12 protein-coding genes and 4 tRNA genes are annotated in these 13,642 nt (G+C 56.5%); 12 read left to right on the top strand and 4 right to left on the bottom strand.

Going from position 1 to position 13,642, the window contains the following annotated elements; translation table 11 throughout:
• Window positions 1-5 precede the first annotated feature (5 nt).
• The 3 genes from DKK66_RS05740 to DKK66_RS05730 all read left to right on the top strand — a co-directional run bounded on the left by DKK66_RS05740 (window position 6) and on the right by DKK66_RS05730 (window position 4,197).
• On the top strand, window positions 6-434 hold the full coding sequence (locus DKK66_RS05740) for a pilin (RefSeq protein WP_131356169.1): 429 nt from the start codon (window positions 6-8) through the stop codon (window positions 432-434).
• A 55-nt stretch (window positions 435-489) separates the two neighbouring features.
• Window positions 490-2,316: a PglL family O-oligosaccharyltransferase gene (locus DKK66_RS05735; protein ID WP_165494109.1), complete on the top strand. Its 1,827-nt coding sequence runs from the start codon at window positions 490-492 to the stop codon at window positions 2,314-2,316.
• A 93-nt stretch (window positions 2,317-2,409) separates the two neighbouring features.
• Window positions 2,410-4,197 (top strand): PglL family O-oligosaccharyltransferase, encoded by a 1,788-nt coding sequence (locus DKK66_RS05730; RefSeq protein ID WP_131356163.1) that lies wholly within the window; start codon window positions 2,410-2,412, stop codon window positions 4,195-4,197.
• Window positions 4,198-4,317: 120 nt separating this feature from the next.
• On the opposite strand, the gene rpoH is transcribed toward DKK66_RS05730, so the two are convergent.
• From rpoH to ftsY, 4 genes are all read right to left on the bottom strand, one after another.
• Complete coding sequence (gene rpoH, locus DKK66_RS05725; RefSeq protein WP_045846375.1) at window positions 4,318-5,181, bottom strand: RNA polymerase sigma factor RpoH; 864 nt, start codon at window positions 5,179-5,181, stop codon at window positions 4,318-4,320.
• A gap of 192 nt (window positions 5,182-5,373) precedes the next feature.
• Window positions 5,374-6,282: a permease-like cell division protein FtsX gene (ftsX, locus tag DKK66_RS05720; protein ID WP_045846376.1), complete on the bottom strand. Its 909-nt coding sequence runs from the start codon at window positions 6,280-6,282 to the stop codon at window positions 5,374-5,376.
• Window positions 6,279-6,932, bottom strand: coding sequence for a cell division ATP-binding protein FtsE (gene ftsE / locus DKK66_RS05715; protein WP_045846377.1), 654 nt, complete (start codon window positions 6,930-6,932; stop codon window positions 6,279-6,281). The genes ftsX and ftsE overlap by 4 nt, the downstream gene beginning before the upstream one ends.
• Window positions 6,933-7,006: 74 nt before the next feature.
• Complete coding sequence (gene ftsY / locus DKK66_RS05710) at window positions 7,007-8,131, bottom strand: signal recognition particle-docking protein FtsY (protein WP_131356161.1); 1,125 nt, start codon at window positions 8,129-8,131, stop codon at window positions 7,007-7,009.
• A 76-nt stretch (window positions 8,132-8,207) separates the two neighbouring features.
• Between ftsY and DKK66_RS05705 the strand changes: the two genes are divergently transcribed.
• The 9 genes from DKK66_RS05705 (at window position 8,208) to DKK66_RS05665 (ending at window position 13,618) form a co-directional block, all read left to right on the top strand.
• Window positions 8,208-9,566 carry a pitrilysin family protein gene (locus DKK66_RS05705; RefSeq protein ID WP_242673573.1) on the top strand — a complete coding sequence of 453 codons (1,359 nt, stop codon included), beginning with the start codon at window positions 8,208-8,210 and terminating at the stop codon, window positions 9,564-9,566.
• Window positions 9,556-10,860: a pitrilysin family protein gene (locus DKK66_RS05700; RefSeq protein WP_242673572.1), complete on the top strand. Its 1,305-nt coding sequence runs from the start codon at window positions 9,556-9,558 to the stop codon at window positions 10,858-10,860. Before DKK66_RS05705 ends, DKK66_RS05700 begins: the two co-directional genes overlap by 11 nt.
• Before the next feature lie 78 nt (window positions 10,861-10,938).
• Window positions 10,939-11,499: a 16S rRNA (guanine(966)-N(2))-methyltransferase RsmD gene (gene rsmD / locus DKK66_RS05695; protein WP_045846380.1), complete on the top strand. Its 561-nt coding sequence runs from the start codon at window positions 10,939-10,941 to the stop codon at window positions 11,497-11,499.
• Window positions 11,500-11,598: 99 nt separating this feature from the next.
• Window positions 11,599-11,850 carry a YfhL family 4Fe-4S dicluster ferredoxin gene (locus DKK66_RS05690; RefSeq protein ID WP_045846381.1) on the top strand — a complete coding sequence of 84 codons (252 nt, stop codon included), beginning with the start codon at window positions 11,599-11,601 and terminating at the stop codon, window positions 11,848-11,850.
• A 139-nt stretch (window positions 11,851-11,989) separates the two neighbouring features.
• A tRNA-Tyr gene (locus DKK66_RS05685) sits at window positions 11,990-12,075 on the top strand.
• 53 nt (window positions 12,076-12,128) lie between these two features.
• A tRNA-Gly gene (locus DKK66_RS05680) sits at window positions 12,129-12,202 on the top strand.
• Window positions 12,203-12,223: 21 nt separating this feature from the next.
• Window positions 12,224-12,298 (top strand) — tRNA-Thr (locus DKK66_RS05675).
• A 40-nt stretch (window positions 12,299-12,338) separates the two neighbouring features.
• On the top strand, window positions 12,339-13,529 hold the full coding sequence (tuf, locus tag DKK66_RS05670) for an elongation factor Tu (protein ID WP_119313285.1): 1,191 nt from the start codon (window positions 12,339-12,341) through the stop codon (window positions 13,527-13,529).
• A 13-nt stretch (window positions 13,530-13,542) separates the two neighbouring features.
• A tRNA-Trp gene (locus DKK66_RS05665) sits at window positions 13,543-13,618 on the top strand.
• Window positions 13,619-13,642 lie beyond the last annotated feature (24 nt).

Here is a 13,642-nt window from a genome sequence, read left to right as displayed (position 1 = left end):
TGAACATGAACAGCAAGATCCAGCAAGGTTTTACCCTGATCGAACTGATGATCGTGGTGGCCATTATCGGTATTCTCGCCGCCATCGCCATCCCGGCCTATCAGGATTACACCAAGCGTGCACGTGTGACGGAAGGTCTGTCGCTGGCTTCCGCTGCCAAGACTTCAGTTTCCGAATACTACGCATCCAACAATGCATTCCCGGACAACAATGCTTCCGCAGGTCTGGCAACCACCATTTCCGGTACTTCGGTGTCTGATGTACAGCTGAGTACCAGTGGTGTGATCACCATCACTTACAAGCCGGTTGTGGATGCGACTACTAATCAGTTGCAGCTGACCCCGACTGCCGGTTCCGGTGCGGTGACCTGGAAATGTGCTGCTCCTGCTACCAATGGTGTTCCGAGCAACTGGCTGCCGTCCAACTGCCGCTAATTGTTTAGTGCAGGTTAAACAGGAAGGTGCTCTGCAAAGAGCACCTTTTTTTGTCATGATCAAAAAGAATGACTGCCTGGCGGTCTTGCTTGCACTGGCGGTAACGCTGCCCTTCCTGAGCTGGTTCCGTGTTGCTCCGCTGACCGACTGGGTGTCGGATACCGCCGCACTCGCCCTGCTGGCTTGCTCCTTGCCACTGATATTGCCCGCATGTGGTAAGACGAATCTGTCGATCAGCTGGTTCTGTCTGCCAATCTGGGCGTTTGCTGTTTATCTTTTGCTGTCTTCACGACATCTGGATAGTGCGATTGCCAGCATCGTCTTTATCCTGTTCCTGTCGGTTTGGTCCGTGTTGTTTTCCGGGCATGCGCAGTCTTTGGACCGAGAGCGTTTCATTCGAATTCTTGCGTCATTGATTCTGGTTTTTGCCCTGTTTCAGGTTGCGTTGGGAATGGCGCAGTTATTTAGCCTTGCTCCTTTGTTGCAAGGTTTTGTGGTGTATGACCCAAACGCCGCAGATTCAAACATCATGGGAAATATTGGCCAGCGCAACCAGTATGCCCAGTTCCTGTGCTGGGGGATTGTCTCTGCCAGTTATCTGCATGCAGCGGGCAAACTGCGCATGCCATTTTTTGTGCTGTCAGTGCTCTTTATGGCTTGGCTGTCAGCTTGTTCTGGTGCGCGGCTGGTGTGGGCCTATGCTTTTGTTCTGGGAGCGCTCTCTGTGTTCTGGCTTGTGCGCCGTCAGAATGGCATGGCGGTAAGGATGGCGAAAGCGGCGTTAATTGCAGTGATAATGATGATTTTTCTGCAACTGGCCAGCAAGCAGATTGCCGGACTGCTGTCCTTGGTTGGACTCACCACGCACAGCGTCAGCGGCACGGAACGCTTCTTTGCTGCCGGTTTTGGTATCCGCCGCTGGATTGAATGGACCAAGGCCATCGAGATTTTTATCCAGCATCCGTGGACAGGTGTTGGCTGGGGACGGTTCGCTGCTTATTCTGCAGAGCTTGAATTGACTGGTGGTTTTCCCAAGTCGCCAGAAAGCTGGTTATTCATCCATTGCCATAACCTGTTTTTTCAGTTGCTGGCCGAAACGGGATTGCTTGGTGTATTGATCATTTTCATCCCCACGTTGCTTTGCCTGTTGTCCTATGTGCGTGGCGGGCAGCAAACTGCCGAAAACATGTTGCTGTTATGCATTGGTTTGGTTGCCATGACCCACAGCATGTTCGAATACCCGCTGTGGTATCTGCCCTTCCTTGCCATGTTTGCCATTGTCTTGCTGTTGGCCCCGCTGGAGCGTGTCAATGTGCCCGTGCGCTCCTCCATCCTGAGAGTTACAGGACTGGTGGCTTGTGTCTTGGCCATCGGGTATGTGGTGAATGGGGCGGTCAATTTCCGGACACTGGTGATATACAACATGCCGGCCGGTAATGCACAGGAAAATTCGCAACGCCTGCAAAGTCTGTTTGAAATGGAAAAAGATCCGCTGTGGGCTACGGATGCGGATTTTGTCCTGGTCAACTATCTGGTTGCCTCCAAGGCAGATCTCAAGCTGAAGCTGCAGCACTTTGATCGCTTGGCGCAGTTTCGCCCTTATCCTGAAGTCTTGCTGCGACTTTCCATGTTGTATGGGCTGGATCATCAGGCTGACAAAGCGGAGCATGCACTCAAGCTGGCAATTGCCAATTATCCTGACTTCTCACCCAATTTCAGTTACCGGCTGTCCATGATGAAAGAATCCGATCTGAACAATCTGAGAAAGATTGCAGATATTGCGGCAAAGGCCTACGTACAGCATGGTGTGCAAACTCCGGAAGGAAGAACTGCTGCGGTCATGACCGTCGCCGCCCCTGTCACCCGCAAAGCGCTGTTCTGATCGTCCACAGGCACCGTCGGCCCAGGCTGGCGGTGTCTTCCTGTCAGACATGCGGTATCCTCCTTGTTTTGCTTTCAGCTCCCCTATTTCATCATGTCCTTTCCGACGCTCTCCCGCCGCATGGCTTTGCTGGCGTTTTGCCTGATTGCCATCCTGCCCTTTGCATCCCGCATTCATTTTGTCCCGCTGCCGCAATGGTTTGGTGAGATGAATGTGGTGTGGTTGATGCTGGCTTCCGCCGTATTCCTGCTACCGTCGGCAACTTTGTTTGAACGTGTACCACGCGCCAGCTGGTGGTGTTTGTTGCTCGCACTGCTGTGGGGTGTGCAGCCGCAGCTGGTGCAGGCCCTGTTTCCCGGCATGACCTATGCCACCGCACTGGCCTGGCTGGTGGTGGCCTTGCTGGCGGGGCTGTCCTACAGCCTGCAGCAGACATTCGGGCCGCGTGACTTTGCCATCTGGCTGGCGCGGGCAGTGATTGTGGGTGGTTTGGTGCAGTCGCTGATAGGCCTCGCACAGCTGACCGGCCTTGCCCACACGCTGGGCCTGTTTTATGACAGTGCGCACCCCACTACCAATATCTTTGGGCATATCGGTCAACGTAATCAGTACGCGCATTATCTGATGTGGTCGGTGGTGAGCGGGGTATACCTGTTTGCGGTGGACCGCATGGCGCGCGGCTGGCTGGCCTTGCTGGTGGTCTGGTTCGGCCTGATGCTGGCTTATGCTGCATCGCGTACCACGCTGTTGTATCTGCTGGCACTGACCATGCTTGGCTTTGTATGGCACTGGCGCATGCGTAGCCAGGAGTCGCGCCGCCTGATGTGGGCCATGTTGCTGGGCTGTGTGGTGATCTTCGCCGCGCAGTTTGCTTTGCCTTTGGTCAATCACCTGATTTCGCTGTTCACCCATGCCAATGTGACCAATGCCTCCGGCGTGGAGCGGCTGGCGGCTAATGGGGATGACATGGGTTCGCGCCGTATTGCCGAAATGACCAAGGCCTGGATGACCTTCAAAACCCACCCGTTGTGGGGGGTGGGTTGGTCGCAATATGCAGCGGAAAGCGTACGTTTGCAGCCGCTGCCGCAGTTTGCCAGTGCCGGCTTCAATAGCGGCCTGTTCACCAATTGCCATAACCTCATTTTGCAATTGCTGGCGGAAATGGGCCTGCCCATCACCCTGGCCGTGGTAGTCGGCTTTGCCTGGGTGGTATGGCCATTCTTCAGCGAGCGTGCCGAAGCTGAAGGCATGCTGGCGCTGGGTTGCATGGCGGTGACGCTGATTCACAGCATGCTGGAATACCCGCTGTGGTATCTGTATTTCCTCGCCATGCTGGTGGTGTTTGCTTCGATGGCACCGGCACGGACTGCGCGTGCAGGCTTGCTGGTGCGGGCAGCCTGGTTGTTGGGTATGGTGTATGTGGGCTATTTGTCGATTGTCACCTGGTCCACTTACAACGAGCTGGTGGGCTTGTATACCCAGACGGATAACCCGGCACGCGATGCCAAGCGCCAGCAGCGCCTGGCGCAGATCATGGATGAGCATCCGCTGTTTGCCTATCACGCCCTTAGCACGCTGGATGATTATCTGACTGCGGATCGCAGCAACCTGACGCAGAAATTGCAGTGGGAAGAACGTTTGACTGCTTTCCGCCCCTATCCGGATGTGATGATGAAGAAGGCGCAGATGCTGGCGCTGGCGGGTAAGCAGGATGAGGCGCGCAAAACCGTGGCTACGGCACTGGCATCCTTCCCGACCTATGCCAAGGATTATCTCGACGAGATTGACGAGGATGTACCCGAGTGGCAGGGGCTGCGTGTAGAGGCGCAAGCTGTCTTTGACAAGCTGCCTGCCAAGTACCGGGGTGGGGAAGGGGAGTGAGTGTTGCGGCAAACCGCCATCCGTAAGGTGGCGGTTATATCTCTCAGGTGGTAAAGCCGTGAAGAAAATGAAAAAGCCCGCGTCGTTTGGCGCGGGCTTTTTGTTATTACGGGTGACGGCTTAGTCGTCGATCACCACACCTTCACTCAGTGCAGCCTTCATTTTCCCCAGCGCCTTGGCTTCGATCTGGCGAATGCGTTCCGCCGAAACACCAAACTCGGCAGCCAGTTCGTGCAAGGTGGAACCGCCATCGTCTGCCAGCCAGCGGGCTTCCACAATGCGGCGGCTACGGGCATCCAGGGTGGACAGCGCATATTCGATGCCTTCGGTCTGCAGGTGATCGAAAGCCTTGCGTTCCAGTGCGCGTGTCGGTTCATGGTGGGCATCTGCCAGCCAGTCGATAGGTGCGTAAGACTCATCGTCACCATCATCGGCCATCAGCGCGATATCCTGCCCGCTCATGCGGGTTTCCATTTCACGTACTTCTTCCGGCTTCACGCCAAGGTCTTCGGCAATCTGCTGCGCTTCCTGCTCACTCAGGGCAGAAAAGCTGCTTTTCATGCTGCGCAGGTTGAAGAACAGCTTGCGTTGCGGCTTGGTGGTGGCAATGCGCACCAGACGCCAGTTACGCAGGATGAATTCGTGGATTTCTGCCTTGATCCAGTGCACGGCAAAGGAAAACAGGCGAACACCGCGACCGGGCTCGAAGCGCTTTACCGCTTTCATCAGGCCGATATTGCCTTCCTGGATCAGGTCGGCTTGTGGCAGGCCGTAACCGGCATAACCACGGGAAATGGATACGACGACACGCAGGTGCGACAGAACCATCTGGCGAGCGGCATCCAGGTCGTTTTCTTCCTGGAAGCGGGTGGCCAGTTCTGTTTCCTGTTCGGGGGTCAGCATGGGAACACTGTTCACCGCCTGGATGTATTGCTCCAGGCTGCCGCTGGACGACGGAACGGGCAAGGCAAATGTTGTGGTCATCAGTGTAACTACCTCCTTGGGTAGTGCTATCTTAGCACTCGCATATAGAGAGTGCTAGCAAGCAAAGGTTCCACCGTCAATGAATTTTTCTATGATGCCGATAGCTTTTTTCAAGTCGCTAGCGGGTATTCATCAGGGACGGCCAGTTGTCACCTTAAGTGAAAACCGGCCGAGGCGGGAAGGGGAGGATTGTTAACGAGGTTGTATCTGGCGCAGGTGATGGTCGGACGCCAGGCGGGCACCCAGCATGGCCAGCACGGCAGAAACAGCCAGTACCACGGCCAGCTCCACCGGCGTCAGGCCCCGCAGCGAGACGGCTTCGTTATAAAGCTGGGCAAACTCGTGAATGGCCGGGTTGGCCGTCACCACCAGCCAGCTAGTCAGCCCCCAGGCAGCCAGTCCGGCCAGCAAGCCCTGCCACATGGCGTGATACATGAAGGGGCGGCGGATGAAGCTGTCCGGTGCACCAATCAGCTTGGCCACTTCAATTTCGTCACGCCGTGCCAGAATCTGCATCCGCACCGCATTGTAGGTGACCAGCACCAGTGCGATGCCTAGCGCAGCACCCAGAAACCAGGTCAGTTGCTTGCCCATTTCCACCATGCCGTACAGGCGTTTGGCCCAGCGGGCATCAAACTGGGCGGTCTCCACCATGGGCAGGCCGGACAGCTCTTTTTGCAGCATTTCCAGTTCGTGCGGTTCCAGCGTCTTAGGGGTAACCACAAAGGCGTCCGGCAGCGGATTGTCAGTCAGTCCTTCGCTTAAGCCAGCCAGTCCATTGCGCTTTTCCAGGTCAGAGAGCGCCTGTTTCTTGCCAATGAACTGGAAACTCTGGATGCGCGGGTGCTTGGTCAGGGTGCTGGAGACAGCAGCCAGGTCGGCTTCTTCGGCAGACTGCTCCATGAACAGGGTGATCTGCGGCGTGGCGGTCAGTCGGCCGGCCCATTCCTGGATGCTGCTCACACTCAGGTATAGCGATAGCGGCAGGGCCAGCGCAATCGACAACATCAGCAGGGTAAGCAGGCTGCCAAATGGCTGACGGACAATCTTGCCCAAAGCCTGCCGTGCACTTTGCCAGTTCAGATACAGATAATGTTTCATGCGGCGAACTGCCCTTCTTTCAACCGGATGATACGGCGACCATAGTCTTCCATCAGTGTTTCATCATGTGCGGAAATCACCACGCTGACACCTACCTGATGGAAGGATTTGAACAATTCCATGATGTCCAGTGCATAGGCACGGTCCAGGTTGGCCGATGGCTCATCGGCTAGCAGCAGGCTGGGGCGGTGTACTACGGCACGGGCAATGCACAGACGTTGCTGTTCACCACCGGACAGGCGGATGGGCATGGTTTTCTCTTTTGACAGCAAGCCTACCTTGTCCAGTGCGGCACGTACGCGGCGCGCGGCATCGCGGCGATCAAAGCCGATGATGTCCAGCGGCAACATCACATTGTCGAATACCGAGCGGTCAAACAGCAGCTTGTGGTCCTGAAACACCATGCCGATATGCTGCCGGACATAAGGAATCTGGCTGTTACGCAGCTTGGACAGGTTTTGCCCGCTGACAATCACGCTGCCGCTGGTGGCGCGTTCTATCCCGGCCACCAGTTTGAGCAAGGTGGATTTGCCTGCACCGGAATGCCCGGCCAGAAACACCATTTCACCGGTATCGATGGTAAAGGAAAGGTTCTTCAGGGCCTCGTTGCCACCGGGATAACGCTTGGTGACCTGGTCGAACTGAATCATGCGCTGGATTCCCCTTGATCCGGAAAGACATCACCGGCAGTGGCCTGCCGGTGCTCAAAGATTGTGTTGCTGACTTAGTCGAACAAGGCGTCGACATAGTCCTTGCTGTTGAACGGCCGCAAATCGTCAATGCTTTCACCCACGCCGACAAACCGTAGCGGAATGGGGCGCTGCTTGGCAATGGCGGCAATCACGCCACCTTTGGCGGTGCCATCCAGCTTGGTCAGAATCAGGCCGGTGAGGCCCAGCGCGTCATCGAATACCTTGACCTGGCTGATGGCGTTCTGGCCGATATTGGCGTCCAGCACCAGAATCACCTCATGCGGGGCATCCGGCAGGGCCTTCTGGATGACGCGCTTCACCTTCTTGATTTCTTCCATCAGGTGCAACTGGGTGGGCAAGCGGCCAGCGGTATCTGCCAGTACGATATCAATGCCACGCGCCGTGGCGGCCTGGATGGCGTCATAACAAACAGCGGCGGCATCACCGCCTTGCTGGGCAATCACGGTGACGTTGTTGCGTTCGCCCCAGGCCATCAGCTGCTCGCGCGCAGCCGCGCGGAAGGTATCGCCGGCTGCCAGCAGCACGCTCTTGCCTTGCTGCTGGTAGTACTTGGCCAGTTTGCCAATGGAAGTGGTTTTACCAGCACCATTCACCCCGGCCATCATGATGACAAACGGCTTCTTGCCGTTGACATCCAGCGGCTTCTCCAGCGGGTGAATCAGCTCGTTCAGCGAATCCTTCAAGGCGCCTTTCAGTTCGCTGCCGTCTTTCAGACCTTTCAGGCTGACGCGCTCGCGCACATCCTTTAATAGATGCAAGGTGGCATCCATGCCCATGTCGGCGGTCAAGAGGACGGTTTCCAGCTCCTCGTACAGATCCTCATCAATCTTGCCGCCACCAAACAAGCCGGCCAAGGATTTGCCCAGCTTGTCGCGGGTTTTGGAAAGGCCGGCCTTCAGGCGCTCGGTCCAGCTGAGTTTTTTGGCGGGTGCGGCGCTTTCTGTTGTCGGGATTTCCGCTGCAGTCACCGTGCTGGCGACAACCGGTGCAACGGCTTCAGCCTGCACGACAGGAGCTGGATTGTTTTCCGGTACGGCAACAGGCGATTCGACAGCCGTGCTCTGGGTCGGCTCGGTTTGCGGTTCGATAACCGGGGTTTCAACCGGCTTTGGCTTTTTCTTGAAGAAACTAAACATGCGTCTGTGTAGTCTGGGGAAGCGATAAATGGCTAAATTGTATCCTTAAATGAGCAACTGGGCAGAAACGATGGTGATGAAAGCAAAATCAGGGCTGATCCTGGGCATGCTCCTGCTATTGGCAGGCGTGGTGATGGCGGCGCCGCAAGAGACAATACTGCCCAACGGCATGAAGGTGGTGGTGGTACGCGATGCAAGATCACCCGTGGTGGTTTCCCAGTTGTGGTACCGGGTGGGGAGCGTGGATGAGGTCAATGGGCATACCGGCCTGTCACATTTGCTGGAGCACATGATGTTCAAGGGTACGGCCAGCGTTGCGGATGGCGAATACTCCAGACGGATTGCCCAGGCCGGTGGCAAGGAGAATGCTTTCACCAGTCGCGATTACACGGTGTACTTCGCCCAGCTGTCTGCCGACAAGCTGCCCTTGCTACTGGAGCTTGAAGCCGACCGCATGGCCAATCTGCAGATAGATGAAGCAGCTTTCCGGCGTGAACTGGAAGTCGTCAAGGAAGAACGTCGCCTGCGCACTGACGACCAGCCCGTCGGCCTGTTGCAAGAAGCGCTGTATGCCAATGCCTTTGTGGCAAATCCTGTTCGTTACCCGGTGATTGGCTGGATGGATGATCTGGTGCATGCCAGAGCGGATGACCTGCGCCAGTGGTATCGCCAGTGGTATGTGCCAAACAATGTCACCCTGGTGATTGTCGGTGATGTCGATCCGCCTCGTGTATTTGAGCAGGTCAGGCATTACTTTGCCGGTCTTCCGGCCAAAGCATTGCCGGTGCGTAATCCGCAGCGCGAACCCTTGCAGCAAGGCATCAAGCGGGTGGAGCTGAATGCGCCGTCACAGTTCAATTATCTGAGCATGGCCTGGCATGTGCCTGGGCTCAGGCCCGGGGCGGATGGTCAGGCATATGCCTACGCCCTGTTGGAGGCCGTGTTGTCGGGAGATGCCGCTGCACGGCTGCCTAGTCAGATGGAAAGGGGAAAGGCGCTGGCACATGCGGCAGCTGCCGATTACAGCATGCTGGGCCGGGGTGAGGCCTTGTTTGTCATTACCGCCACACAAGCACGTGGCAGGCAGCCGGCAGAACTGGAAGCTGCCATCCGTCAGCAGTTGCGGGACATTGTCGAGCGTGGTGTCAGTGAGCAAGAACTGGCACGTGCCCGGCTCCGGCTGGATGCGGATGAGATTTACCAGCGTGATTCACTGTTTGCCCAGGCCATGCGCTTAGGTACGCTTGAGTCTGTCGGCTTTTCCTGGCGTGATGCCGACCGTATCCGGCAGCAAATGCAGCAGGTGACTGCGGAACAAGTACGCCAGGCAGCAGCTTCCTTGCAGGATGGCCAGCTTACTGTTGTCACCCTGCTGGGCAAAGGCGGTGTAAATACAATGGCCGGTCAATTGAAGGGAGATGGACTTGTCCGTTAAAACAATGACCCTGGCTGCCGTGATGGCCCTGTGCAGCTCGCTGGCAAGTGCAGTCGAGATTCAGTCGTGGATTACACAGCAAGGCGCCCGCGTTTTGCTGGTAGAAGCACATGACAACCCGATACTGGATGTGCGGGTTGACTTTGACGCAGGTAGCCGGCGCGACCCGCCAGGTAAAGAAGGGCTGGCAGCCATGGTGGCAGGCCTGCTGGATAGTGGTACCACCCGGCTGGATGAAGATGCCATCCAGCAACAGCTGGCCAACAGTGCTGCACAGCTGAACGGCTTTGCCGAACTGGAAACCGCCGGCCTGCGCATGCGCAGCCTGAGTCGTCCTGATCTGCAAGAGCGCGTCACCGGACTGGCCACCCAGCTGCTTACCCAGCCGACATTTGCCGTGGCCGTGTTGAATCGCGAACGGCAACGCGCCATAGAAAGCCTGCTGCAAAGGCAGGAAGATGCCGGGGCAAGCGCAGACATCACCTTGCAACAACGCATGTATGGTGATCACCCCTACGCCAGGCCCGCATACATCACGGTCAACAGCCTGCAAGCCATCCAGCGCGAAGATCTGCTGCAGTTCTGGCAACAACATTACCGCGCAGCAGGGGCCGTGGTATCCATTGTCGGAGACATAAAACGTCAGGATGCTGAATTACTAGTCAATACCATGCTGCGTAACTTGCCGCAAAGCACGCAGCCTTTGCCGGATATTGCACAAGCAACACCGCAGCCTGTTGCCCGGGTTCACCTGACACGACCAGGCAGCCAGGCCCATATTGCACTGGGCATGCCGGTACTCAGGCGTGACGATCCGGACTACTACCCATTGCTGCTGGGAAATTACATTCTGGGTGGTGGTGGCTTTGACTCCCGCCTGATGCAGGAGCTGCGTGTGCGGCGCGGTTTGACCTACGGTGTGCGCAGCCACTTCACACCATTGCAACAAGCAGGGCCATTTGTCATTTCACTGGCCACCCGCAATGCAGAGGCCGGACTGGCGCTGCAGACAACACGTGAGGTACTGGGACGCTTTATAAAGGAAGGACCGACAGAAACAGAGTTGAACCAGGCCAAGGCCAATATCATTGGCGGCTTTCCATTGCGCTATGACAGCAACAGCAAATTGCTGCCCTATCTCGCTGTTATCGGTCAGTACCACTTGCCATTGAGCTATCTGGAAGATTACCCGCGCGCCGTAGCCCAGGTGAGCATTGCGCAGATTCGTGATGCCTGGCAACGCCGGATTGACCCGCAGCAAATGCAGATTGTGACGGCAGGCGCTACACCTTGAGCGTCAAACTGCTTGCGATGCAGCATGCCAGGCGGGAAAAGAGTAAACTCTCGCCCTTGTGTTTTCAGCCCATGCATCATGAATCAGCAGCGAAACAAAGTCCGTATCATCGGTGGGCAGTACCGCCGCCGCTTGTTACCTTTCCCGGATGCCGAGGGCTTGCGGCCCACACCGGACCGCGTCAGGGAAACCGTATTCAACTGGTTGGGTCAGGAACTCTATGGCAAACGCTGCCTCGACCTGTTTGCCGGTAGCGGGGCACTGGGGTTCGAAGCCGCATCGCGCGAGGCAGCTCGCGTGGTCATGGTGGAGAAGTCGCGCAAGGTGGTCGAGTCGCTCAAGGCGAATCGTCAGCTGCTCGCCGCAACGCATATAGATGTAGTTGCCATGGATGCAATGCACTATGTGCAAGGCTGTCGTGAAAAATTCGATGTCATCTTCCTGGATCCGCCATACGACTCGACACTATTGCAGCAGGTGCTGCCTTTGACAGCAGCGCTGCTGGCAGAAGACGGTGTGGTGTATTTCGAGGCTAGGCATTGGCCTGAAGCCCTCAGCGGCTGGGAAGTCATCAAGCAGGACAAGGCGGCATCCGTGCATTACGCACTGGCAAGGCCGCTGGAAGAAGAATCGCTGTAATGCACCTGCAGGTCGCCGCATAAAGATATAACGGGGCGAACTTGCGACTGCGGCAGGTGGATGACAGAATCAATACTGTGAATACTTGAGGAAATTACTATGTCTCTCATGATTACCGACGAATGCATCAACTGCGACGTCTGTGAACCGGAATGCCCGAACAACGCCATTTCGCAAGGCGAAGAGATCTATCAGATCGACCCCAACCTGTGCACCCAGTGTGTTGGTCATTACGACGAACCGCAGTGCCAGCAAGTCTGTCCGGTGGATTGCATCCCGCTGGATCCGGCGCATCCGGAAACCCAGGAAGAGCTGCACGCAAAATATCTGCAGATTTCCGGCAAGGCCTGATCAAGGCTAAGTGCTTGATGCAAAAAGCAGAGCCCCGCCCGGTGCGGGGCTTTGTGCATTTTCCGGCAAAAATAATTAAAAAAAATGCGCTACAGGTGTTGACGGAGGAAACGGGTATCTATACTATTCGGGTCTCTCAGGGGGGGTTACCCCAGCGGTCAACGGGTCCGGACTGTAAATCCGGCGGCTCAGCCTTCGAAGGTTCGAATCCTTCTCCCCCCACCAGAATTAATTACGTCTTGGCGGCGTGTAGTATGAAAGCCGTTTAGTTGTTGCAGGCGGGTGTAGCTCAATGGTAGAGCAGAAGCCTTCCAAGCTTACGACGAGGGTTCGATTCCCTTCACCCGCTCCAAGCGTTATTGCCTGTTTAAGGGCCCATGTAGCTCAGGGGTAGAGCACTCCCTTGGTAAGGGAGAGGTCGGCAGTTCAATTCTGCCCATGGGCACCACCCATTTGTTTGTTAGAGACTCAATTCAGGAAATTTTGCCATGGCTAAGGAAAAGTTCGAGCGGACCAAACCGCACGTAAACGTCGGCACCATCGGTCACGTTGACCATGGTAAGACCACCCTGACCGCAGCGATCACCACCATTCTGTCCAAGAAGTTCGGTGGCGAAGCCAAGGACTACTCCCAGATCGACAGCGCGCCGGAAGAAAAGGCACGTGGTATTACCATTAATACCGCACACGTAGAATACGAAACCGAGTCCCGTCACTACGCTCACGTAGACTGCCCGGGTCACGCCGACTACGTTAAGAACATGATTACCGGTGCTGCCCAGATGGACGGCGCTATCCTGGTGTGCTCCGCAGCTGACGGTCCGATGCCGCAAACCCGCGAACACATCCTGCTGTCCCGTCAGGTTGGCGTTCCGTACATCATCGTTTACCTGAACAAGGCTGACCTGGTTGACGACGCTGAACTGCTGGAACTGGTTGAAATGGAAGTGCGCGATCTGCTGTCTTCCTACGACTTCCCGGGCGACGACACTCCGGTAGTGATCGGTTCCGCTCGTCTGGCACTGGAAGGCGACCAATCCGAAATGGGCGAACCGTCCATCTTCCGTCTGGCTGCTGCTCTGGACTCCTACATTCCGACTCCGGAACGTGCTGTTGACAAGCCGTTCCTGCTGCCGATCGAAGACGTGTTCTCCATCTCCGGTCGTGGTACTGTAGTTACCGGTCGTGTAGAGCGCGGTATCGTTAAAGTTGGTGAAGAACTGGAAATCGTAGGCCTGAAGGCAACTGCGAAGACCACCTGCACCGGCGTTGAAATGTTCCGCAAGCTGCTGGACCAAGGTCAGGCTGGTGACAACGTAGGCGTACTGCTGCGTGGTACCAAGCGTGAAGACGTAGAGCGTGGTCAGGTACTGGCTAAGCCGGGCACCATCACCCCGCACACCAAGTTCGGCGCATCCGTATACGTGCTGAGCAAGGATGAAGGCGGTCGTCACACCCCGTTCTTCGCTAACTATCGTCCGCAGTTCTACTTCCGTACTACCGACGTGACCGGTGCTGTAAGCCTGGCCGAAGGCGTGGAAATGGTAATGCCGGGTGACAACGTGGAAATCACCGTAGAACTGATCGCCCCGATCGCTATGGAAGAAGGTCTGCGTTTCGCGATCCGTGAAGGTGGCCGTACTGTTGGCGCCGGCGTGGTAGCAAAGATCATTGCTTGATTAATAGGTTTATAGGCCAGTAGCTCAATTGGTAGAGTATCGGTCTCCAAAACCGAGGGTTGGGGGTTCGAGACCCTCCTGGCCTGCCAATTAAGACCAGCCGGCGCTTGTGC

The organism is Aquitalea sp. USM4 (genome assembly GCF_004328945.1).
Taxonomy (GTDB): Bacteria; Pseudomonadota; Gammaproteobacteria; order Burkholderiales; family Chromobacteriaceae; genus Aquitalea; species Aquitalea pelogenes.
Note: the sequence above shows the minus strand (reverse complement) of the source record. Positions and strands in the feature narration are given on the sequence as shown.